18 protein-coding genes are annotated in these 20013 nt (G+C 64.9%); 10 read left to right on the plus strand and 8 right to left on the minus strand.

The features are described 5' to 3' along the window. Window positions 1-15 precede the first annotated feature (15 nt). The gene (locus GGQ88_RS14850; protein ID WP_183614226.1) at window positions 16-2046 is read right to left on the minus strand and encodes a protein-disulfide reductase DsbD family protein; all 2031 of its coding nucleotides are present in this window, start codon (window positions 2044-2046) and stop codon (window positions 16-18) included. A gap of 127 nt (window positions 2047-2173) precedes the next feature. Between GGQ88_RS14850 and GGQ88_RS14855 the strand changes: the two genes are divergently transcribed. From GGQ88_RS14855 to GGQ88_RS14865, 3 genes are all read left to right on the plus strand, one after another. Next, window positions 2174-3856: an alkaline phosphatase family protein gene (locus tag GGQ88_RS14855; RefSeq protein ID WP_183614227.1), complete on the plus strand. Its 1683-nt coding sequence runs from the start codon at window positions 2174-2176 to the stop codon at window positions 3854-3856. After that, on the plus strand, window positions 3853-5073 hold the full coding sequence (locus GGQ88_RS14860) for a UbiH/UbiF/VisC/COQ6 family ubiquinone biosynthesis hydroxylase (protein WP_183614228.1): 1221 nt from the start codon (window positions 3853-3855) through the stop codon (window positions 5071-5073). Before GGQ88_RS14855 ends, GGQ88_RS14860 begins: the two co-directional genes overlap by 4 nt. A gap of 509 nt (window positions 5074-5582) precedes the next feature. Beyond that, window positions 5583-5801, plus strand: a complete 219-nt coding sequence (locus GGQ88_RS14865) for a hypothetical protein (RefSeq protein WP_183614229.1) — start codon at window positions 5583-5585, stop codon at window positions 5799-5801. A gap of 882 nt (window positions 5802-6683) precedes the next feature. On the opposite strand, the gene GGQ88_RS14870 is transcribed toward GGQ88_RS14865, so the two are convergent. From GGQ88_RS14870 to hemC, 3 genes are read right to left on the minus strand one after another with little or no spacing between them, the layout of a single operon-like run. Next, window positions 6684-7574: a mitofilin family membrane protein gene (locus GGQ88_RS14870; protein WP_183614230.1), complete on the minus strand. Its 891-nt coding sequence runs from the start codon at window positions 7572-7574 to the stop codon at window positions 6684-6686. 29 nt (window positions 7575-7603) lie between these two features. After that, the gene (locus GGQ88_RS14875; RefSeq protein WP_183614231.1) at window positions 7604-8287 is read right to left on the minus strand and encodes a uroporphyrinogen-III synthase; all 684 of its coding nucleotides are present in this window, start codon (window positions 8285-8287) and stop codon (window positions 7604-7606) included. Beyond that, a complete protein-coding gene (hemC, locus tag GGQ88_RS14880) occupies window positions 8284-9219 on the minus strand; it encodes a hydroxymethylbilane synthase (RefSeq protein WP_183614232.1) in 936 nt (311 codons plus the stop codon). The genes GGQ88_RS14875 and hemC overlap by 4 nt, the downstream gene beginning before the upstream one ends. A 45-nt stretch (window positions 9220-9264) precedes the next feature. Here hemC and tsaD point away from each other — a divergent pair, with 45 nt between their 5' ends. Genes tsaD through GGQ88_RS14900 form a run of 4 tightly spaced genes read left to right on the plus strand, consistent with a single transcriptional unit; the run spans window position 9265 to window position 13347 of the window. After that, the gene (tsaD, locus tag GGQ88_RS14885) at window positions 9265-10317 is read left to right on the plus strand and encodes a tRNA (adenosine(37)-N6)-threonylcarbamoyltransferase complex transferase subunit TsaD (RefSeq protein WP_183614233.1); all 1053 of its coding nucleotides are present in this window, start codon (window positions 9265-9267) and stop codon (window positions 10315-10317) included. Beyond that, the gene (locus tag GGQ88_RS14890; RefSeq protein ID WP_183614234.1) at window positions 10314-11309 is read left to right on the plus strand and encodes an NAD(P)H-dependent glycerol-3-phosphate dehydrogenase; all 996 of its coding nucleotides are present in this window, start codon (window positions 10314-10316) and stop codon (window positions 11307-11309) included. Before tsaD ends, GGQ88_RS14890 begins: the two co-directional genes overlap by 4 nt. Beyond that, window positions 11302-12786: a lipopolysaccharide biosynthesis protein gene (locus GGQ88_RS14895; protein ID WP_183614235.1), complete on the plus strand. Its 1485-nt coding sequence runs from the start codon at window positions 11302-11304 to the stop codon at window positions 12784-12786. The genes GGQ88_RS14890 and GGQ88_RS14895 overlap by 8 nt, the downstream gene beginning before the upstream one ends. Before the next feature lie 18 nt (window positions 12787-12804). Then, window positions 12805-13347: a hypothetical protein gene (locus GGQ88_RS14900; RefSeq protein ID WP_183614236.1), complete on the plus strand. Its 543-nt coding sequence runs from the start codon at window positions 12805-12807 to the stop codon at window positions 13345-13347. Window positions 13348-13431: 84 nt separating this feature from the next. On the opposite strand, the gene GGQ88_RS14905 is transcribed toward GGQ88_RS14900, so the two are convergent. From GGQ88_RS14905 to uvrB, 4 genes are all read right to left on the minus strand, one after another. Continuing rightward, entirely contained in the window at window positions 13432-14040 is a 609-nt protein-coding gene (locus tag GGQ88_RS14905) for a hypothetical protein (RefSeq protein WP_183614237.1), read from the minus strand. Beyond that, the gene (locus GGQ88_RS14910) at window positions 14003-14320 is read right to left on the minus strand and encodes a HigA family addiction module antitoxin (protein WP_183614238.1); all 318 of its coding nucleotides are present in this window, start codon (window positions 14318-14320) and stop codon (window positions 14003-14005) included. Before GGQ88_RS14910 ends, GGQ88_RS14905 begins: the two co-directional genes overlap by 38 nt. Further along, window positions 14295-14576, minus strand: coding sequence for a type II toxin-antitoxin system RelE/ParE family toxin (locus tag GGQ88_RS14915; RefSeq protein WP_183614239.1), 282 nt, complete (start codon window positions 14574-14576; stop codon window positions 14295-14297). Before GGQ88_RS14915 ends, GGQ88_RS14910 begins: the two co-directional genes overlap by 26 nt. A 156-nt stretch (window positions 14577-14732) precedes the next feature. Continuing rightward, window positions 14733-16922: an excinuclease ABC subunit UvrB gene (gene uvrB, locus GGQ88_RS14920; RefSeq protein ID WP_183614240.1), complete on the minus strand. Its 2190-nt coding sequence runs from the start codon at window positions 16920-16922 to the stop codon at window positions 14733-14735. Window positions 16923-17032: 110 nt separating this feature from the next. Between uvrB and GGQ88_RS14925 the strand changes: the two genes are divergently transcribed. The 3 genes from GGQ88_RS14925 (at window position 17033) to GGQ88_RS14935 (ending at window position 20010) form a co-directional block, all read left to right on the plus strand. Next, window positions 17033-17596, plus strand: coding sequence for a DUF3617 domain-containing protein (locus tag GGQ88_RS14925; RefSeq protein ID WP_183614241.1), 564 nt, complete (start codon window positions 17033-17035; stop codon window positions 17594-17596). 74 nt (window positions 17597-17670) lie between these two features. Further along, window positions 17671-18462, plus strand: a complete 792-nt coding sequence (locus GGQ88_RS14930) for an esterase/lipase family protein (RefSeq protein ID WP_425490452.1) — start codon at window positions 17671-17673, stop codon at window positions 18460-18462. A gap of 114 nt (window positions 18463-18576) precedes the next feature. Next, window positions 18577-20010 (plus strand): circularly permuted type 2 ATP-grasp protein, encoded by a 1434-nt coding sequence (locus tag GGQ88_RS14935; protein ID WP_183614242.1) that lies wholly within the window; start codon window positions 18577-18579, stop codon window positions 20008-20010. Window positions 20011-20013: the final 3 nt, after the last annotated feature.

Below are 20013 nucleotides of genomic sequence, written 5' to 3' on the forward strand. Positions count from 1 at the left end.
TCGCGGGGGAACGTGTTATTCGACGGGCAGGCCTGCCAGCAAATCCGGCGTAAGCACTTGGGGCAATTGGCGCGGATCGCCTTTGCCAGCCGGATACCACAAGTAGAGCGGGACGCCTGCTGCGCCTTGCGCGGTGAGGAATTTGGTGATCGCTGGGTCGCGGCGCGTCCAGTCGCCTACCAGCACGACGACGCCTGCCTTTTCGAACGCCGCGCGGGTTGTTTCGCGCTCGATCGAGGTGCTTTCGTTGACTTTGCACGACAGGCACCAGTCGGCGGTGAAATAGGCGAAGACGGGCTTTCCGGCCTTGCGCGCTTCGGCCAATGCGGCCTCGCTGAACGGGCGGGCGTTCAGCAGGCCACCTTCGGCGATCTGGGCAGGGGTTGCAGGCGGCAGGCCGATCACGCCGCCGATGGCGATCAGCGCGGCGATGGCGATCAACTTGACCGTCGATTGGCCTTTGCGCTGCGTGACGCCCACCGCTGCCAGAGCACCGAGCAGGACCACAGCGATGGCTATCAGGACGACGGTGAAGGTCTGGCCGCCCACGCGCCATGCCAGCCATGCCAGCGCCAGCGCGGTCAGCCCCATCGGCAATGCCATCCAGCGGCGGAACCGCTCCATCCACGCACCGGGCTTGGGCAGGAGAAGGCGCAGCGCTGGCACGAAGCCGAGGGCCAGGAACGGCAAGGCAAGGCCAAGGCCGAGCGCTGCGAAGACGCCGAGCGCGGCCCACCACGGCAGGACCAGCGCCGCGCCCATTGCGGCGGCCATGAACGGGCCGGTGCAGGGCGTGGCGATGAAGGCGGCGAGGAGGCCCGTGCCGAACGCGCCGGACGGGCCTGCGCCGCGCTCTACCGAAAGCCCCGGCAGTTCGAACAGCCCGGCGAAGTTGGCGGTCATGGCAACGGCGAGCAGCAGCAGCACTGCAACTACGCCGGGTTCCTGCAATTGGAATGCCCAACCCACTTGCTCGCCACTCGCGCGCAGGGCGAGCATGACACCGCCGAGCGCGAGGCAGGCGAGGACTACGCCTGCGGTGTAGGCCAGCGCTTCGCCCCTCGCGTTGTGCGAATTGCCGCGCGCCAGTGCCAGCGCCTTGAGGCTGAGGACCGGGAACACGCAGGGCATGACGTTGAGCACCAAACCGCCTACGAACGCACCGAGCAGCGCAAGGCCGAGCACCGTCAGCGAGAATGCCGCGCCGCCGATCTGCGTCCCGCCTTCGGGTACCGTGCCGGGGAGCGCCGTGAAAGCTATGCCGCCAGCATCCTTGCCCATCGCCAGCACGCCTTCGACTTTGGCGGGTGTGGCGGGCGACGTGCTCAGCGGAACTTCGACGACCAGCGTGTCGCCATTGCGGAAGAATCGCTGCGGGGCGGCGTAATCGGCAAGGCGTTCAGTCGAGAGGAACAGGTGGGGCGTTTCCAGCGAAGCGCTGGCCGGGAAGGGCAGCGCGACCCGCAGGGCATTGTTTGCCAAGGCAAACGAACCGCTGCGATCGAGCGGTGCCGGAAGGCTCGCGCGCCACTGTTCGAAGCGCGCGTCTTTCGCGCCCGATCCGATCGTTATTGTGCCCTGCAATTCGGCACGCTCGGGCACGCAAATCGATTCGGTGCAGACCAGCCACTGCGCCTTGACCGAGATCGGAAGCTGCGAGGCGCCGCCGACATCCTGCGGCAGCTTGATCGGGACGAGCACGGCATAGGCATGTTCGTAAACGTGGTTCATCAGGCCCTGGACGAGCAGGGTCTGCGGGACCGGAAATTGCATCGCGCCCGTCGTCGCGCCGGAGGGCAGGCTCCAGTCGAGCGCGAGGCCGTAACCTGCATCGCCGGGGTTGGACCAGTAGCCGTGCCACCCTGCCTCGGGCTGCATCAACAGCGCGAGCATGACCGTGTCGCCGGGCTGAACCGGTCCCTCGGCCAGCAGCGTGGCGCGCATGTGGTTGGACGCGGCTTGTGCCGGGGATAGCGCAGCAAGCAGCGACAGCCACAGGGCCGTCACAAACATCGCTATAGTGCGCAGCGTTGGCTTGGCGGGCATGGTTGTCCAAAATGGCCGCTTGAACCCGAAAGTCCCTTGAAGACAGACACCGCCGGGGCCATGCGTAAGCATCTGCGGGCGTCCTACGATTGGCCTTCTCCCGTGTCCAGTACGTGCCCCTAGGAGTATGTTTCGCGTGATCTCCATTTCCCGCAAATTTGCACTCGCGATTGCCGCCGTAACGCTGCCATTCAGCCCGCTGATGGCGCAGGAAACGGTGCCTGCGGTCAGCCAGACCGTATCACCACGCGCGCCGCGCCTGATCGTCGCGATCTCGGTTGACCAGTTCTCGGCCGACTTGTTCGCGCAGTATCGCCAGCGGTTTACCGGCGGCATTGCCCGCCTGACCGAAGGGGCGGTGTTTCCTTCGGGCTACCAGAGTCACGCGGCGACCGAGACTTGCCCCGGCCATTCGACGATCATGACCGGCAACCGCCCGGCGCATACCGGGGTCATTGCCAATTCGTGGATCGACCAGTCGGTCACGGTCGGTTCGAAGGTGGTCTACTGCGCCGAGGACGTGTCCAAGCGCACGGCGGGATCGAAGGACTATGTCGCATCGGTCGGCAACCTGCTGGTGCCGACGCTGGGCGAATGGATGAAGCGGGCCAACCCTGCGGCGCGCAATATTGCGGTATCGGGCAAGGATCGCGGCGCGCTGATGATGGGCGGGCACGACATCGATCAGGTCTATTGGTGGAAGGGCAAGGGCTTTGCCACGCTGGCTGGCCGCGAACTCGGGCCGACTGCGCTCGCGCAGAACGCCGCGATCACCGCGACGCTGGCAAAGGGCGCACCGGCGTTTCCCGTCCCTGCATGGTGTGCGCGGCAGAACCGTGTGGTGCAGGCGGGCAAGGCCTCGGTCGGGACCGGTCACTTCGCGTTGAAGGCAGGCGATAGCGACGCGTTCCGCGCCTCGCCCCGGCTCGACCGTGCGACGCTGGATCTGGCGACGCGGTTGGTGGACGAGCAGAAGCTGGGCAAGGGCACCGTGCCCGATGTGCTTTCGGTCAGCCTCTCGGCCACTGACTACGTCGGCCATTCGACCGGGACCGAGGGCGCGGAAATGTGCATCCAGCTGACCCAGCTCGATGCCGCGCTGGGCGATTTCTTCGCAGGGCTCGACAAGCGCGGGATCGACTACGCGGTCGTGCTGACGGCGGACCACGGCGGGTTCGATATGCCGGAGCGGTTGCAGGAACAGGCGCTCGTGCAGTCGTCCCGGGTGGGCGACGACGTATCGGCAGCAGCGCTTTCGACTGCGCTCGGCAAGCGTTACGGCATCGAGGCCAAGGGCCTGATCCTGTCCGACGGTCCGGCGGGCGACTATTGGCTGCGCAATGATATCGCGCCGGGATTGCGCGGCAAGATCATCGACGATGCCAAGGCGATGTTGATGACCAGCCCGCAAGTCGAGGCGGTGCTTTCTGCTGCCGAAATCGCGGCAACGCCGATGCCGACGGCCTCGCCAGAGACGTGGACACTCACCGAACGGGCGCGCGCATCGTACAATCCGCTACATTCGGGCGACTTTCTGGTCATGCTCAAGCGTGGTGTCGTGCCGATCGCTCATGCCGGCGCAGGCTATGTCGCCACGCATGGCAGCCCGTGGGACTATGATCGCCGCGTGCCGATGCTGTTCTGGCGCAAGGGCATGACGGGCTTCGAACAGCCAAGTCCCGTTGAGACAGTAGACATAGCGCCCAGCCTTGCGGCATTGATCGGCCTGAACGTACCCGAAGGTTCGTTTGACGGACGCTGCCTCGATCTCGATGGTGGTCCGGGAAGCACCTGTGGAGTTCCGCGATGAATGAACTAAGCGCCGACGTCGTGATCCTTGGCGGTGGCCTTGTCGGCATGACGCTGGCGATCGGCCTCGCCAAGGCGGGGATCACGAGCCATGTGGTCGACAATTCCGACCCTGCGGCGCAGACGGCGGACGGGTTCGACGGGCGTGCTTCGGCGATTTCGACGGCGAGCTGGAATCTCTACGCGCATCTAGGCATGGCCGAGGCGCTGACGCCGCTGGGTTGCCCGATCGAGGCGATCGCGGTGACCGACGGGATGCAGCCGGGGCGGATCGACTTCAAGCCGGACGAGGATGAAGGCTCGCTGGGGCGGATGTACGCCAACCGCGATCTGCGCATCGCGATGTACGATGTGGCGTCGAAGGAAGACGCGATCACGTTTCACCCCAATGCGCATGTGCTGAAGCGCGAGCGCGGCGAGCATGGCGTCACGGTGACGCTGGCCGATGGGCGCGTGCTCAAGGGGCGGCTGCTGGTCGGGGCCGAGGGGCGCAAGTCGCCGACGCGCGACGAGGCGGGTTTCACGCCTGCCCGTTGGGATTACGGCCACCGCGCGATCATCGCGGGGCTGGCTCACGAAAAATCGCACGAGAACGTGGCGTGGGAAGTGTTCTATCCGGCGGGTCCGTTCGCGCTGTTGCCGTTGCTCGATGATGCCGACGGCAGGCACCGTTCGGCGCTGGTCTGGACCGTGGCGGAAAAGGACGCCGCCGCCGTGCTGGCGATGCCCGAGGCGATGTTCCTGAACGAGGTCTCGGCGCGGATGCAGGGCATGTTCGGCGCGCTGACGCTGGCCGCGCCGCGCACGTCGTACCCCCTGAACTTCCATCACACCGCCAGGATCGTGGACGAGCGGCTGGCGCTGGTTGGCGATGCCGCGCACGGGATGCACCCGATTGCGGGGCAGGGGTTGAACGTGGGCCTGCGCGATGTCGCGGCGCTGGTCGAGGTGCTGTCGGACGGGTTGCGGCTGGGGCTGGATGTGGGCGATGCGCAATTGCTGGCGCGCTACGAACGCTGGCGCGCGGCGGATACGTTCATGGTCGCGACCGCCACCGATGTGCTGACGCGGCTGTTCGGCGTGCCCGGGCGCTTGCCCTCGGCGATCCGGCGGCTGGGCATGGCGGGCGTGCAGCGCGCGGGGCCGCTGAAGCGCTGGTTCATGGACGAGGCGCGCGGGATGAGCGGCGATCTGCCGAAGCTGCTGCGGGCGGCTTGAGCTTACGTAGCCCTCGCCACTTCAGGGGAGAGGGTTGGGAGAGGGGCCTTTCTCGCACACCAAGCCCCACGCAACTTCGGCTAGGCAGACAAGCTGCCAAGCCTTCGTATCTCTCCCCTGAAGGGGAGAGAGCAGGTGTTGCACCACTGCCCACTTCGTCGCCCCGGACTTGATCCGGGGTAAGGCTTTTGTTTCGCGCAGAGACCGCAAAGAGCGCAGAGAAGGTTTGATCGCGCGGAGGCGCGGAGAAGGCGCTTTTCGACGAGCCGTCGCGGCGATCAACGGGCCCGTACTCGGCTCTACCGCAGCCACCACACACAAAAATCTCTGCGGCCTCTGCGCGAACCAAAACGTCATCGCTTCCCGGGAAGAGCAGCCTCACCCCGGATCAAGTCCGGGGCGACGATGTAAGGGGCAGCTATTGGTATTCAGGCCAAGGGCGCTGATCGGCAGGAAATGGGTGGAAACCTGACATTGCGATATGTGAGAACTTGCTGCACCATCGAGTTATGCTCGAGTTTCAATGCTGGTTCTGTGGTGCAGGTATCAACCGCGACGACGATGGCGCGCTTCTCGTGAGCGTCGAGGGTTTGTGGCGATGGGCGGAGGGACGCCGTGCGACCGACGATCCCTTCCAGAACATCTACGTTCACTCGCATTGCGCCAAGGATCGCATGGCTGGTGCGACGATGAGCTTAGAGCCACCCGTGTTCGGCGAGGAAGACTGAGGATCCGCAAGTGGGCTCGAGCGGTCAGTGTTGAATTTCGTAATCTGGGTGGGGAACTGACACTCGAGATTGGCAGGCATGCTTTTACATCGGGGTCCGGCTGGTTGAAATGGGGTCACCCGTTACTTCCCAGCGAATGTTCACTGCGCCCTTTGCAGTAAGCCAGTCGTGCATTAGCCACGCGAAGCCTTGTATCGCCCTCGTAGGTCCTAGACGCGCAACGAACTGTCCTTGACCCGCATCGGCAAAGCGCACGCGGTGAAAGTGGTTCTGAAACCAAGAGACCCAAACGGACTGCTTTCCTAGCATGGCGGGCAGGACCTTATTGCCCTTGGCACGCATGTCAGCGCGGAGTTCGCTAGCGATCCGAACGGACGCCACAAGGCTCGTGCCTTCCGCCATCTCGAAGCTCACCCTATCTCGCAGACGTATAGGCGCGGTCGCTGACTGGCCATAATCTGCTTGGTTGGCCATTCCCGCTCGTGCCAGCCTTTCGAGCATGATCACATCTCGACCTCGATAGCGGACACAGTCCACTTCGCTCGACCACATCGCGCGTATAGTCTGATCGATCTCATCTAGCGAACAGGGTTGCCGAACTATCGCGCACTGATGCTCGCCCGTGTGAAAAATCTCTGGCGCGACATCTTCGGGCACGCCGCACAGGAGGCAGCAGTCCGCCTCAACATAGAAGTCCCCGTCATCTGCGCTGGCGCGATCTGTAGGTAAGGAACTCGCTTCCATTTGCAGCACATAGCCTTTGTTGCGGCGCTCAGCTACAGTAACGCGTCATAAGGTGGGGAAGCAGCCACGTCCGCAATGGCGTCGTGTGCGGATAGTCCGTTTCTAATCGCCAAGGCCAAATAGGGGACAATACCGCCATCAAACCGCCCCTTCAGACGCCTCAGCAGCCGGTCCAGCCTCAACCGTCGGCGCAACACTCGGCTCGGCGACCGGCTGCGCGCCCATCAACGCCGCAGCTTCCAGTTGGTCAAGCGCCCGCTGGACTGAAGTGTAATCCCTCGCTTTGGCCAGCCAGTCGGCGGCGACGGCGTTGCCGGGGAGGCGTTCTACTTCGGCGGTAGCGGCTTCGATCTTGCCGCCGGAGATGTAGGCGCGGGTGCGGGTGAGGCGGCTTTCGGGGGTGGGGGAGGGCATGTCGTCGTGGCGGACGACGAACAGGCTGGATACCTGACGGCCGAGCCAGTCCCATGTGCCTTCGCTGGTTGCGCCGCCGGTGAGTTCGGGGCTGAGCAGTTCGAACTGTTCGCTTAGCTGGTTGAGCGTGACCGGTGCAGCGCTGGCGGCGACGATGCGGTCGACCGCTGCGCCCTGGGTCGCGCCGAAGCGGGCGCGCAATTGCATCTCGATCCAGCCGAGCGGTTGGCCGCGCTCGATCGCGCGGCGGGCGGCGAAGGCGAGCAGCAGGGATTCGGCGCGGGTGGCGTTGCCCGATGTGGCGATGGCTTGTTGGTTGAGTTCGGCAAGGCGCTGTTCGAGCATGGCGACCTTGGTCGAGGCTTCGGACAGTTGCGCCTGCGCGGCGGTATCGAGCACTGGGACGGCCGTTGGCGTGGGGGTTGGCGTGGGGGCGGTGACCAGTTGCGGTACGCCCTCGGAAATATCGACTGCGAACAACCCGTTGCGCCAGCCGAGCCACGCTGTGCCGGCAGCGCCAGCCAGCAGGCAAGCCGCGACGATGGCCGCGACGGTCCGCCCGCGTACGCCGCGGCGTTGCGTGGTCGCGCGCGTGCTTTCCCCGTAGTCCTGCATACGTTTTTGCTTGTCCTGTCGCCCCTAAGTCACACTCTGTCGCACATTGTTGCGGCCAGTTCCAGCAAGTCCGTATCGGTCCTTGATGCCGAAACGCAGACGCCTGCCCAGCCCGCTCCAGCGTGTTCGGCGATACGCGGGGCGAGGCACGCGAGATAGATATTTTCTTTTGAAACTTCAATGCGTTCGCATTCAGCGCGGAAATGGCGCGCGGCCTCGCCCGAGTGGAGCAGGACGACTGCCGGTTCGGTCAGGAGCGTTGCGAGGGCTGGCGCGACAGGGCGGGCCAGCGCGGCGTAGACGATCTGGGTGGAGATTCGGACGCCTGCGGGCGGGGAGAGATGCACGTGATCTTGGCCGGCCAGGCGAAGGTATTCGCCGGGCGCGAGTGTTGCGACCAACGGTTGCAGTCCGCCCTCGCCGGTCTGTTTGACGGTAAACCCGGCGTTGCGCGCGGCCTCGGCAGTGGTTGCGCCGACTGCGATGACAGGGATGGGCCTGAGTTCGTCGAGTTGCGGGCCGCCGTGGCGAAACACGTTCGCGCTGCCGGCGAGGATCGCGGCGAAGCACCCAGAGGGCGCTTTCCAGGCGATGGGGACGACGTCGAACATCGGGTAGCGGTGTGCGCTGAGACCCCTGTTGCGCGCGGCGGCGAGCGTGGCGGCGTTGCCCGGTTCGGGGCGGATGACGACGAGTGGCAGCGGGGCGGTCATGTGCCGCTGAAGTGGACGCGGATTGCCTCGGGGGCTGCCTCAAGCAGGCGATGGGCAAGGCGCGCGGGGGCGTCGGCGTTGCGCGGGGCGAAGCTTTCGCTGTCCTCGACACGCTCGGCACCATCGGGGCTGTAGATCGCGGCGCGCAGGGTTAGCGTGGTGCCGTCGGTGGTGGTCAGGACCGCAATCGGGCTGTGGCAATTGCCGCCGAGCGCGAGCAGCAATGCCCGTTCGGCGCGGATCGCGTCGTGGCTGGGGGTGTCGTCGATGGCGGAAAGCCAGTGGCGCAGATCGTCGCGCGAGGACAGGCACTCGATGCCGATCGCACCTTGGGCGGGGGCGGGGAGCCACTCGTGTTCGGACAGCGGGTGGCCGACGCCGGTTTCGCCGAGGCGTTCGAGGCCAGCGGCGGCGAGCAGGGTGACGTCGGCCTCACCTGTCTGCAGCTTGGCGAGGCGCGTGGCGACGTTGCCGCGAAAGCCGACGATCGTCAGATCCGGCCTTGCGTGGAGCATGAGCGCGGCTCGGCGCGGGGCGCTGGTGCCGACGCGCGCGCCGGGGGGGATGGCATGGATGGAGGCCGCGCCAACCAGCACGTCGCGCACGTCGGCGCGCGGAAGAACGGCGGCAATGATGAATTGTTCAGGGCGGACCGTCTCGACGTCCTTCATCGAATGGACCGCAAAGTCGATCTCGCCCGAGATAAGCCAGGCGTCGAGTTCCTTGGTCCAGAGCGCCTTGCCGCCGATGTCGGCAAGAGGGCGGTCCTGAATGCGGTCGCCACTGGCGGTGACGGGGACGAGTTCGACCGCGCTTTCGGGCCAGCCATGCGCGTTGCAGAGGCGCGCGCGCGCCTCACAGGCTTGCGCCATGGCGAGTGGGGAGCGGCGGGTGCCGAGCTTCAGGGGCCGTTCGGGCAGGGGACTTGTCATGCGCCGCTTGCCGTAAACGGGATTATCTCTAGAGGAAAGCGCCTGATGGCGCTGATCCTTGGCATAGAATCCAGTTGCGATGAAACCGCAGCGGCGGTGATCGACAGCAATGGCACGACGCTGACTGCGCGGATCGTGGCGCAGCGCATCGCCTCGCAGGATGAAGCGCACCGTCCCTATGGCGGCGTGGTGCCCGAGATCGCGGCGCGCGCGCATGTCGAGGTACTGGCTCCGATGATCGAGGCGGTGCTGGGCGATGCGGGCATGTCGCTTGGCGATATGGACGCGATTGCCGCGACGGCGGGGCCGGGGCTGATCGGCGGCGTGATGGTCGGTCTGGTCACGGGCAAGGCGCTGGCGATGGCAGCGGACAAGCCGCTTATCGCGGTCAACCATCTGGAGGGCCACGCGCTTTCGCCGCGGCTGGCCGATCCGGCACTGCACTATCCCTATCTGCTGCTGCTGGTATCGGGCGGGCATTGCCAGATTCTGGAGGTTGCGGGCGTCGGGCAGTACCGACGGCTGGCAACGACGATCGACGATGCGCTGGGCGAGGCGTTCGACAAGACCGCCAAGATCCTCGGGCTGGGCTATCCCGGTGGGCCTGCGGTCGAGCGCATGGCGCGCGAAGGTGACGCGCGCGCAGTACGCCTGCCGCGTCCGCTGGTGGGAAGCGGGGAAGTGCATTTCTCGTTCGCGGGGCTAAAAAGCGCGGTGATGCGGGCCAAGGATGCGGGCGTTCATGCCGATGCGGACATTGCGGCCTCGTTCCAGCAGGCGGCGATCGACTGCGTGATTGACCGGACGCGGATTGCGCTTGGCGCGGCATCTGCTGGCATGACGGCGCTGGTCGTCGCGGGCGGAGTTGCTGCCAATGCAGCCTTGCGCGGTAGCCTTGAGACGCTGGCAGGTTCGCACGGGCTTCCGCTGGTCGCGCCGCCGCCGAAACTGTGCACAGACAATGCCGCGATGATCGGTTGGGCTGGCGCTGAGCGGTTCGCTCTGGGATATGTCGATGCGCTCGATGTGGTGGCGCGGCCGCGCTGGCCGCTTGATGATAACGCCGCGCCGGTGCGTGGTGCGGGGGTGAAGGCATGACCTTGCAAGTTGGCGTCGTCGGCGCGGGAGCCTGGGGCACGGCACTGGCGCAGATGCTGTCGAGCGACGGTCGCGAGGTCCTGCTGTGGGCGCGTGAGCCGGAGCTGGTGGCGCAGATCAATGGCGAGCGGCGCAACGGCCTGTTTCTTCCGTCGACGCAGCTCAACGCTTCGATCCGCGCGACCGGTGATCTGGCCGACCTCGCCGCTGTTCCGGTGCTTCTACTGGTGACGCCTGCGCAGCATCTGGCGCGCGTGCTGGGCGGGATCGGGCGCGATGGCGGCGATGTGGTGCTGTGCTCCAAGGGCATCGAGGCGGGGACGGGGCGGCTGATGGCCGATGTCGCGCGCGATGCGGCATCGGGTGCAGAGCTTGCAGTGCTGTCCGGGCCGACATTCGCGCATGAGGTTGCGGCGGGGCTGCCGACTGCGGTTACGTTGGCCTGCGCGGGCGGCGAGACGCAGTGGCAGCGGCTGTCGGCAGCGATCGCACGGCCTGCGTTCAGGCCCTATTATTCGGACGACGTTACCGGGGCCGAGATTGGTGGCGCGGTCAAGAACGTGCTGGCGATTGCCTGCGGGGTCGTGGAAGGATTGCAGCTTGGGCAGAATGCGCGTGCGGCGCTTATCAGTCGGGGCTTTGCCGAAATGCAGCGCTTCGGGCTGGCCCTTGGGGCAAAGGCGGAAACCTTGTCGGGCTTGTCGGGTTTGGGAGACCTTGTGCTGACCTGTTCCTCCACTTCCAGTCGCAACTTCTCGCTCGGCAAGGCGCTCGGTGAAGGCGCGGGTGCGGCAGACGTTCTGGGCGGTGCGGCGACGGTGGCCGAGGGCGCGTTTACCGCGCCGGTGCTGGCCGAACTTGCCCGGTCGCGCGGGATCTCGATGCCGATCGTCGATGCGGTGGTGGCGTTGCTCGACGGCTCTGCGCCGGCGCGCGAGGTTGTCGGCAGCTTGCTGGCGCGTCCGCTGAAGGCGGAAAACGCGCTTGGCTGATACGCCTCCAGCTTCCGGACAGCAGGATATCGCAGCGCTTGCCAAGGGCGGGCGTACCAACCTGCTCGGTTTTTTGCTGCGCCTGCTGGCGCGCATTCCGTTCCTGATCATCGCCAGCCGGTTCTACGGCGCGCCCGCCATGGGCCGCTTTGCCTCGGCGCTGGTCATGGTCGAATTTGCGGGGATGCTTGCGACGCTCGGTCAGAAGCGGGGACTGGCGCAGCGACTGGCCGAGGATCATCAGCATCCCGCCAATACGGTGGGCGATGCGGTGCTGCTGGCGCTGGGGCTGTCGCTCGGCATGGGCGCAGCGATCTATGCCTTTCCGGAATCGATGTACCCGAGCGGCAACTTCACGCTTGCCGACCGGCTGCTGGTGCTGGCGATACCCGGCCTTGCGCTGGGCGATCTCGCTCTGGCGGCACTGGCCTATCGCTTCGATGTGGCAACGACGGTGCGGGCGCGCTCGATCGTCGAGCCGTGGACGATTTCTATTGGCGCAGGCGTGTTCTGGATGATCTGGCCGGCATCGGGCCTGAGCCTTGCCTATCTGCTGTCGATCTGGGGGGCGACGGCGGTGGCGCTGTTTTCGCTGGTGCGGTCCTATGGCCTGCCCAAGGCATGGGAGCCGCGCCCGGGCCTGCTGTGGCAGATCGCCAAGCGCAACTTCCCGCTGGCGGGCGCTGACGCGGTGGAGTGGGGCACGCGCAAGCTCGACGTGTTCATCCTGCGCTTCTTCGTGGGCGAGGCGCCGCTGGGAATCTACTACTTCGCCCAGCAGTTCGCCTCGCTGCCGCAGAAGCTGAAGACCAGTTTCGAGCCGGTACTGGGGCCGGTCATCACGCGCAGCGTCAAGGACAAGGATTACACGGCGATCGCCAAGCAGGTGTGCCAGGTGGGCTTCTGGATCACGGCCGCACAGATCGGCATTGCCATGGCGCTCGGCATCCCGGGCGAGGGGCTGATGGGCTTGGGCGGGCCCGCGTTCGTTTCGGGGACGGCGGCGCTGGTGTTCCTGCTGCTGGCCGAAGTGGTCGCGTCCAAGGCGGTGGTAAGCGAAGCGGCGCTGGTCTACCTCGCGCGGATGCGCAACTTGTGGATCAGCCTCGCGACGATCGGGTTGCAGCTGGTGCTGACCATCGGCTTCATCCTGATCGCGCGCAATGCCGGGTGGGATCCGATGTATATCGCGGCGGCTGCAGCGCTGGCGCTGGTCGTGTCGCTGGGTCTGGCGTCGTTCGTCAAGTCGCGGGTGCTGGCCAAAATACTGGGGCACAGCATCAGCAATTGGCGCTGGGGGCTGGCTTGGGCCGTCCTACCGGCCGCAGCTGTGGGCGTCACCGTGACGCTGCTGCCCGAATGGGCCGAGCTGTCATTGGGAATCCCGGCAATTCTGGCTATCTATGGCACGATGCTGTGGTTCCGTTCATTCGACCACGACGACCGCATGCTGTTCCGGAAACAGCAGGTCACGTGATTTATCCAGGGGTTTGTCATGCTTGAAATGATCGAGTCCAATCAGATCGTGCTGGCGGGGATCGTCCTGCTGATCGTGTTCGTGGCGTGGTGGGTCTTTGCCCGCCGGAGCAGCAAGCCGATCACGCGCGAATACACCGACGTCCTGTCCGAAGGCAGCGCTCCGGCAGCACGGAACAGCGCGCTGATCGATGCGCCAAGCGCAGCCGCGCTGGTTACGCCGCCGCCGGGCGTGGGCACGATGGCCGGGATCGGCGAGGTCGTGGCGTTTGCGGCGGCTGAGGAGGTCAGCGAGGCCACGCCTGTGGCTGCTGCTCCAAGCGGCGGCGATGACCTTGGGCGGATCAAGGGTGTCGGACCCAAGCTGAAGGCGTTGCTGGGATCGCTCGGCGTGACCAGCTATGCGCAGATTGCGGCCTGGACCGACGAGGACATAGCGCGGATCGACGCGCAACTGGGCTCGTTTGCCGGCAGGGCGACGCGCGATAACTGGGTGGAGCAGGCGCGATTGCTGGCGAGCGGCGATGCGGCTGCTTATGAGGCGAAGTTCGGCAAGATTTGAGGGCGTTAATCTTACCCGTTCGTGTCGAGCGTAGTCGAGACACTGCGCACGGTGTCTCGACTACGCTCGACACGAACGGCGTTTCTAGTCAACGGCCGATGATGGCGCCACTGGTTCGGGCGCAGCGGTCGGCGCCGAGCGGCGGCATTGCGCGATCACTTCACGCATCGGGGCACCTGCTGAAACGGTGATCTTGCCCGCGCCCGGAAGCGTGCCGGTGTACGCGCCGCCGAGCACTTTGACGCGCGGGTCGTCTGCCGCAAGCGTGCCCTGCCACAAGTAGCCGCGTTGGCCGGGGATCGCCGTGGCGTCGACCGGCAGGCGCATGATGCCTTCACTCCCCACCAGCGCGAAAAGCGCCTGCGCGCCGACCGGGGCATAGGCGTGGCGGGTCACCTCGAACACGCCCGCGCGGCACGCGACCGAGACCAACGGCTGTTCGCCGGGGTGCCCGAAGCGCGCCGACATGCCGTCAGGCGATGCGGCCCATGTGGGCTGCGATTGCTCGTCCTTGATGCCGGGAAGAGCCTCGACCTGAGGGAGTGACAGGCGCACCGCGTTGTCAGGCGCGCCTTCGCGGGTCGGCGGGACGGGCGTTTTGGAACACGCGGCGAGGGTTAGCGCGAAGATGGTGGCGGTGAGCAGTTTCACGGGATCAAGCAGCGCGCGGCACAATCCGGTCAAGATCACCATTTAGCGCGCGCTTGGCTTCACGGATCTCGTACTGGTCCTGCAGGCGCAAGAAGAAGCCCTCCGACATGCGAAAGTAGCGAGCCAAGCGAAGATCAAGTTCGCCGTCGATCCGCGACGTTCCAGCGATCACGGTTGACAGGCGCGCGTCGTCGATACCTATGGCCGAGGCTAACGCGGCCGATTCCAGCTCCAATGGCTCCATGAATTCCGACACGAGCAGTTCGCCTGCGTGTGGATTGTGGAGCCATTCGCCATCAGTGGTAATCGGTGATTTCGACATCGTGGGCATTTCCGTCATTCCAGACGAAGCATATGCGCCATTGTTTGTTAATGGAAATGGAATGTTGGCCCGCGCGGTCGTGCTTCAGTTCGTGAAGGCGGTTGCTGGGCGGGTTTCTGAGGTCGTCGAGATCGGTTGCGGCGTCGAGCATAGCCAGCTTGGCAAGGGCGCGGCCTTGGATGTCGGCAGGCAGCTTGCGGCTCCGCTGACCAAGCCAGATGGCCTCGGTTTCCTTGTTGGCAATGCTGACGATCATGGCTGCAGTTCTCCTGAGCAGCCTCCCATTAATGCGTCAAAAACTAGGAATGCAAGACCGTCGAATCCGGCGCTCAATTTGTTATTCTTGGGGAATTTTGTAAACCGTTTAGGAGTGTGGTGATATTTCAATCACTTAGATATTGAAAATAAACCATCACTTCCCCCACTTCGTCTTCTGGCTTTTCCCATACCGCGTCTTGCGCGTGCCCGGCTTACCCTCGTTGCTACGCCCCACGATCGGCGCCTTGTGCTCGCTCGCCGGAAGCCCGAGTTCCGTTGCCTCCAGCCGCCTGATCTCGTCGCGCAACCGTCCGGCTTCTTCGAATTCCAAGTCCGCCGCTGCATTGCGCATGCGCTTTTCGAGGTCTTCGATGTAGCCGCGCAGGTTGTGGCCGACGAGGTTGTTGACGCCCTTATCGTCGATGTCGACGAGTACGCCGTCGCGGCTGGCGGTGTCGGCGACGATGTTGTGGATGTCGCGCTTGATCGTGGTGGGGGTAATGCCGTGGAGTTCGTTGAACGCTTCCTGCCGCGTGCGGCGGCGGTCGGTTTCGGCGATGGCGCGTTCCATGCTGCCGGTCATGCGGTCGGCGTAGAGGATCACGCGGCCGTCGATGTTGCGCGCGGCGCGGCCGATGGTCTGGATCAGTGAGGTTTCGGAGCGCAGGAAGCCTTCCTTGTCGGCATCGAGAATGCAGACGAGGCCGCATTCGGGGATGTCGAGGCCTTCGCGCAGGAGGTTGATGCCCACCAGCACGTCATAGACACCCAACCGCAAGTCGCGGATCAGCTCGATGCGTTCGAGCGTTTCGACGTCGGAGTGCATGTAGCGCACGCGCAGGCCCGCTTCGTGCATGAATTCGGTGAGGTCTTCGGCCATGCGCTTGGTCAGCGTGGTGACGAGCGTGCGGTAGCCTTGCGCGGCGACCAGCTTGCATTCGTTGATGCAGTCCTGAACCTGATCCTCGACCGGGCGGATGAATACCGGTGGGTCGATGAGGCCGGTCGGGCGGATGACCTGTTCGGCGAAGACGCCGCCTGCCTGCTCCATCTCCCATGAGGCAGGCGTGGCCGAAACCGCGATGGTCTGCGGGCGCATCGCGTCCCATTCGTTGAAGCGCAACGGGCGGTTGTCGATACAACTGGGCAGGCGGAAGCCGTATTCGGCCAGCGTCAACTTGCGGCGGTGATCGCCCCGCGCCATCGCGCCGATCTGCGGCACGGTCTGGTGGCTTTCGTCGAGGAACAGCAGGCAATTGTCGGGCAGATATTCGAACAGCGTCGGCGGTGGTTCGCCGGGAAGGCGGCCTGTCAGGAAGCGGCTGTAGTTTTCGATCCCGGCGCAACTGCCCGTGGCTGCGATCATCTCAAGATCGAAGTTGGTGCGTTGTTCGAGCCGCTGGGCTTCGAGCAGCTTGCCCTCGATCTCGAGTTCCTTGAGCCGTTCGGTCAGCTCGAAGCGGATGGCCTGTGCGGCCTGCTGCATCGTCGGGCCGGGGGTGACGTAGTGCGAATTGGCGTAGACGCGGACGTTGTCGAGCTTCGCCGCCGACTTGCCAGTGAGCGGATCGAATTCGGCGATCGACTCGACCTCGTCGCCGAAGAAGCTGATGCGCCAGGCGGTGTCGTCGTAGTGCGAGGGGAAGATTTCGAGATTGTCGCCGCGCACACGAAAGTTTCCGCGACCGAAGCCGGTATCGTTGCGCTTGTACTGGAGCGCGACGAGCTTGCGGATCAGTTCGCCGCTGTCGACCGATTGCCCGACCTTGAGGTCGAAGATCATCGCCGAGTAGGTCTCGACCGAGCCGATGCCGTAGATGCACGAGACCGAGGCGACGATGATCACGTCATCGCGTTCGAGCAGGGACCGCGTGGCCGAATGGCGCATCCGGTCGATCGCCTCGTTGGTCGAGCTTTCCTTCTCGATGTAGGTGTCGGACCGGGGCACGTAGGCTTCGGGCTGGTAATAGTCGTAGTAGGAGACGAAGTATTCCACCGCGTTTTCGGGGAAGAAGCTCTTCATCTCGCCGTAGAGCTGGGCCGCGAGGATCTTGTTGGGGGCAAGGATCAACGCGGGGCGCTGCAACTCCTCGATCACCTTGGCCATCGTGAAGGTCTTGCCCGAGCCGGTGACGCCGAGCAGCACCTGCGTCTGGTCGCCTTCGCGCGTCGCGGCGACAAGGTCGGCGATAGCGGTGGGCTGGTCGCCTGCGGGCTGGTATTCGGAGACAACCTTGAACGGGCGATGGCCCTCGATCTTGTCGGGGCGGGCGGGGCGGTGTGGCACGAACGTGCCTGACGTATCGGGCTCTTCGAGCCCCCTGCGGATAACGAGTTCGGCCATGGCCCGGATATGGGGAACAAAACGCGGCCCTGCAACCGCAGTGACATCGCGCATTGGTACTTTGGCGCGGTGCTGATAGATTTTTCCCGATACGATGACGGGAGTGTGAGATGCGTGGAGTTTATGCGGTGATGCTGGCCGTCGCGCTTTCGGCGTGCGGAGACGACAAGGCGGTCGATGAAAAGAATGCTTCGACCGCGACCGTGGCCAAGAAGGTCGCCGATGCGGGAATGAAGCTCAACCCCGGGCGGTGGGAACTGACGATGAAGTTCACTCGCTTCGACATCGAGGGAATGCCGCCCGAGGCAAAGGGGCAGATGCAGCAGATGTTGGGGCAGAGCCGCACGTTCACCAGTTGCCTGACCAAGGAACAGGCGGAAAAGCCGGACGGATCGTTCTTCGGGCAGCAAGGTGAACAGTGTCGTTACGACAAGTTCGTGATGGGCGACGGCAAGATCGATGCCGCGATGACCTGCAAGGGTGAAGGTGATGCCGGCATGGGCGCGGCCAAGATGAACCTGGCCGGGACATATAGCGGCGACAACTACGACATGACGATGGACATGAAGGGCACCGCGCCCAACGGCAAGTCGATGGATATGGCGATGTCGCTGGCGTCGAAGCGGGTGGGCGAGTGCCGGGGCGATGAAGTGAAGGCCTCGGTTGGTTCTTGACGCAAATATGAAACAATTCACTAAGGCTGGCGTTCATCGGCGGTTAGGCCGAAAGGGCGCAGGCAATGACGATGATGTTCCGGCACGCTCCTGCAATGAACGAAAAGGGCCAGGCCATGGCTCGGCTCGTCGTGCTGCGCGATGAGATAGCGCGGCGGCACGCGTTGGCGTTTCAGCCGCGGCCGGACGGCCCGCGCGGTCCTGCTTGGGAGCGGCTGCTGGGTGAGTTGCGGACACCGGTCGAGCACTGGCAGGCAACGCGGCGTCCGCGCGTGGCGGCTGAGCCTGCGGTCGCCTCGCGTCCGGTCATGCTGCTGCCGGGGTTCGGCACGCATCCTGCAAGGATGAAGCCGCTGGGCCGCGTGCTTGAAGCGGCCGGGCATCGCGTGAGCGACTGGGGCCTTGGCTTCAACTTCGGGCCGAGCGAGGAGCGTTTCGAGCGGCTGTGCGAGCGCGTGGTGGCGATGGCACGCAAGGAAGGCGAGCCTCTGGTGCTGGTCGGCTGGAGCCTTGGCGGTATCTTCGCGCGCGAAGTGGCGCGGATGCATCCCGAAGCGGTGCGGCTGGTGGTTACGATGGGCACGCCGTTTTCAGGTAACCGCCGCGCGAACAACGCTTGGCGCGCCTATCAACTGATCGCGGGGCATTCGGTCGACGAGCCGCCCATTGGCACGGAGATGTCGGCCAAGCCGCCGGTGCCGACAGTAGCCCTGTGGAGCGCACGCGACGGGATTGTCTCACCGCGATCGGCCTGCGGTCGCAAGGGCGAGCGTGATCTTGCGATCCCGATGCGTTGCACGCATCTGGGCTTTGCCGCGCACCCCGACGTTGCCGGGATGGTTAACCGGTTGATTGCGGCTTACTAAGCCGCAAACCCGCGTTTCCGGACAGATGTCCCGATTTATTTCGCAAGTGCAATATTCGCGCGCTTGGCAAACCCGATCCGTTGTGCAAGCTTTGGCAGCGAACGGGATGTGCCAATGACAAAACCCTTGCCCTCATCTTACGATGAGATGCTCAATGCCGATGGATCGGTGCGGCCTGCTTATGCGGGATATTGCCAATGGCATGACGAGCAGACGCCGGACCTTTTGCGACGCAAGGGCAGTGAGGCCGAAGCGTTTTTCCGCCGCACCGGCATCACCTTCAACGTCTATGGCAATGAAGACGCCGAGGAACGGCTAATCCCGTTCGACATGGTGCCGCGCATCGTCACCGCACAGCAGTGGCGCAAGCTGTCGCGCGGGATCGATCAGCGCGTGCGGGCGCTCAACGCGTTCCTGCATGATCTGTATCATCGGCAGGAAATCGTGCGGTCGGGCCGGCTGCCTGCGCGACTGCTGAAAGGCAACGTCGCGTTCCTGCCCGAAATGGTCGGCTTCACGCCGCCCGGCGGGGTCTACACGCATATCGTCGGGATCGACCTTGTCCGCACGGGCGAAGACGATTTCATGGTGCTGGAAGACAACGCCCGCACGCCCTCGGGGGTCTCCTACATGCTGGAGAACCGCGAGACGATGATGGCGATGTTTCCGGAACTGTTCACCCGCGTGCGGGTGCGCGAAGTGTCGGACTATCCTCGACGGCTGGCCCGCAGCCTTGCCGCCTGCGCACCACCTGCATGCAAGAGCAACACCCCGGTCGTCGCGGTGCTGACGCCGGGCATCTACAATTCGGCCTATTTCGAGCATGCCTTTCTGGCGGACCAGATGGGTGCGGAACTGGTCGAGGGCAGCGATCTGCGCGTTGAAAACGGCCGCATCGCGATGCGCACCACGCGCGGATACCAGCCGATCGACGTGCTCTATCGCCGGGTCGATGACGAATACCTCGACCCGCTGACATTCAATCCGGGCAGCGTGTTGGGCGTGCCCGGAATCATGGATGTCTATCGCGGCGGCGGGATTACCATTGCGAACGCGCCGGGGACCGGCATCGCCGACGACAAGGCGATCTATTCGTTCATGCCCGAGATCGTCGAGTTCTACACCGGCGAAAAGCCGATTCTCCAGAACGTGCCGACATGGCGCTGTTCGGAGGCCGAGGCGCTCAAATACGTGCTCGACAATCTGGCGGACCTTGTCGTCAAGGAAGTCCATGGCTCTGGCGGCTACGGTATGCTGATCGGGCCGACGTCTTCGAAGAAGGAACTGGCCGCGTTCGAGGCCAAGCTGCGCGCGCGACCCGAAAATTACATTGCTCAGCCAACGTTGTCGCTTTCCACCGTGCCGATCCTGACGCGGGCAGGCCTCGCGCCGCGCCATGTCGATCTGCGGCCGTTCGTGCTGGTCAGCCCCAACGGGATCGATATCACGCCGGGCGGGCTGACACGGGTTGCGCTCAAGAAGGGATCGCTTGTGGTGAATTCGTCGCAGGGCGGCGGCACCAAGGACAGCTGGGTACTGGACGACTGATGC

Source organism: Novosphingobium hassiacum, from assembly GCF_014196055.1.
In the GTDB taxonomy this organism is placed as follows: Bacteria; Pseudomonadota; Alphaproteobacteria; order Sphingomonadales; family Sphingomonadaceae; genus Novosphingobium; species Novosphingobium hassiacum.

Excerpts from the sequence above, each read along its gene's own strand:
- GGQ88_RS14890 (WP_183614234.1), top strand. The coding sequence starts at position 10,314 with ATGACCTTGCAAGTTGGCGTCGTCGGCGCGGGAGCCTGGGGCACGGCA.
- uvrB (WP_183614240.1), bottom strand. The coding sequence starts at position 16,922 with ATGGCCGAACTCGTTATCCGCAGGGGGCTCGAAGAGCCCGATACGTCA.
- GGQ88_RS14925 (WP_183614241.1), top strand. The coding sequence starts at position 17,033 with ATGCGTGGAGTTTATGCGGTGATGCTGGCCGTCGCGCTTTCGGCGTGC.
- tsaD (WP_183614233.1), top strand. The coding sequence starts at position 9,265 with ATGGCGCTGATCCTTGGCATAGAATCCAGTTGCGATGAAACCGCAGCG.
- hemC (WP_183614232.1), bottom strand. The coding sequence starts at position 9,219 with ATGACAAGTCCCCTGCCCGAACGGCCCCTGAAGCTCGGCACCCGCCGC.
- GGQ88_RS14910 (WP_183614238.1), bottom strand. The coding sequence starts at position 14,320 with ATGTCGAAATCACCGATTACCACTGATGGCGAATGGCTCCACAATCCA.
- GGQ88_RS14865 (WP_183614229.1), top strand. The coding sequence starts at position 5,583 with ATGCTCGAGTTTCAATGCTGGTTCTGTGGTGCAGGTATCAACCGCGAC.
- GGQ88_RS14905 (WP_183614237.1), bottom strand. The coding sequence starts at position 14,040 with ATGGTGATCTTGACCGGATTGTGCCGCGCGCTGCTTGATCCCGTGAAA.
- GGQ88_RS14850 (WP_183614226.1), bottom strand. The coding sequence starts at position 2,046 with ATGCCCGCCAAGCCAACGCTGCGCACTATAGCGATGTTTGTGACGGCC.
- GGQ88_RS14860 (WP_183614228.1), top strand. The coding sequence starts at position 3,853 with ATGAATGAACTAAGCGCCGACGTCGTGATCCTTGGCGGTGGCCTTGTC.
- GGQ88_RS14875 (WP_183614231.1), bottom strand. The coding sequence starts at position 8,287 with ATGACCGCCCCGCTGCCACTCGTCGTCATCCGCCCCGAACCGGGCAAC.
- GGQ88_RS14915 (WP_183614239.1), bottom strand. The coding sequence starts at position 14,576 with ATGATCGTCAGCATTGCCAACAAGGAAACCGAGGCCATCTGGCTTGGT.
- GGQ88_RS14870 (WP_183614230.1), bottom strand. The coding sequence starts at position 7,574 with ATGCAGGACTACGGGGAAAGCACGCGCGCGACCACGCAACGCCGCGGC.
- GGQ88_RS14935 (WP_183614242.1), top strand. The coding sequence starts at position 18,577 with ATGACAAAACCCTTGCCCTCATCTTACGATGAGATGCTCAATGCCGAT.
- GGQ88_RS14855 (WP_183614227.1), top strand. The coding sequence starts at position 2,174 with ATGTTTCGCGTGATCTCCATTTCCCGCAAATTTGCACTCGCGATTGCC.
- GGQ88_RS14930 (WP_425490452.1), top strand. The coding sequence starts at position 17,671 with ATGTTCCGGCACGCTCCTGCAATGAACGAAAAGGGCCAGGCCATGGCT.
- GGQ88_RS14900 (WP_183614236.1), top strand. The coding sequence starts at position 12,805 with ATGCTTGAAATGATCGAGTCCAATCAGATCGTGCTGGCGGGGATCGTC.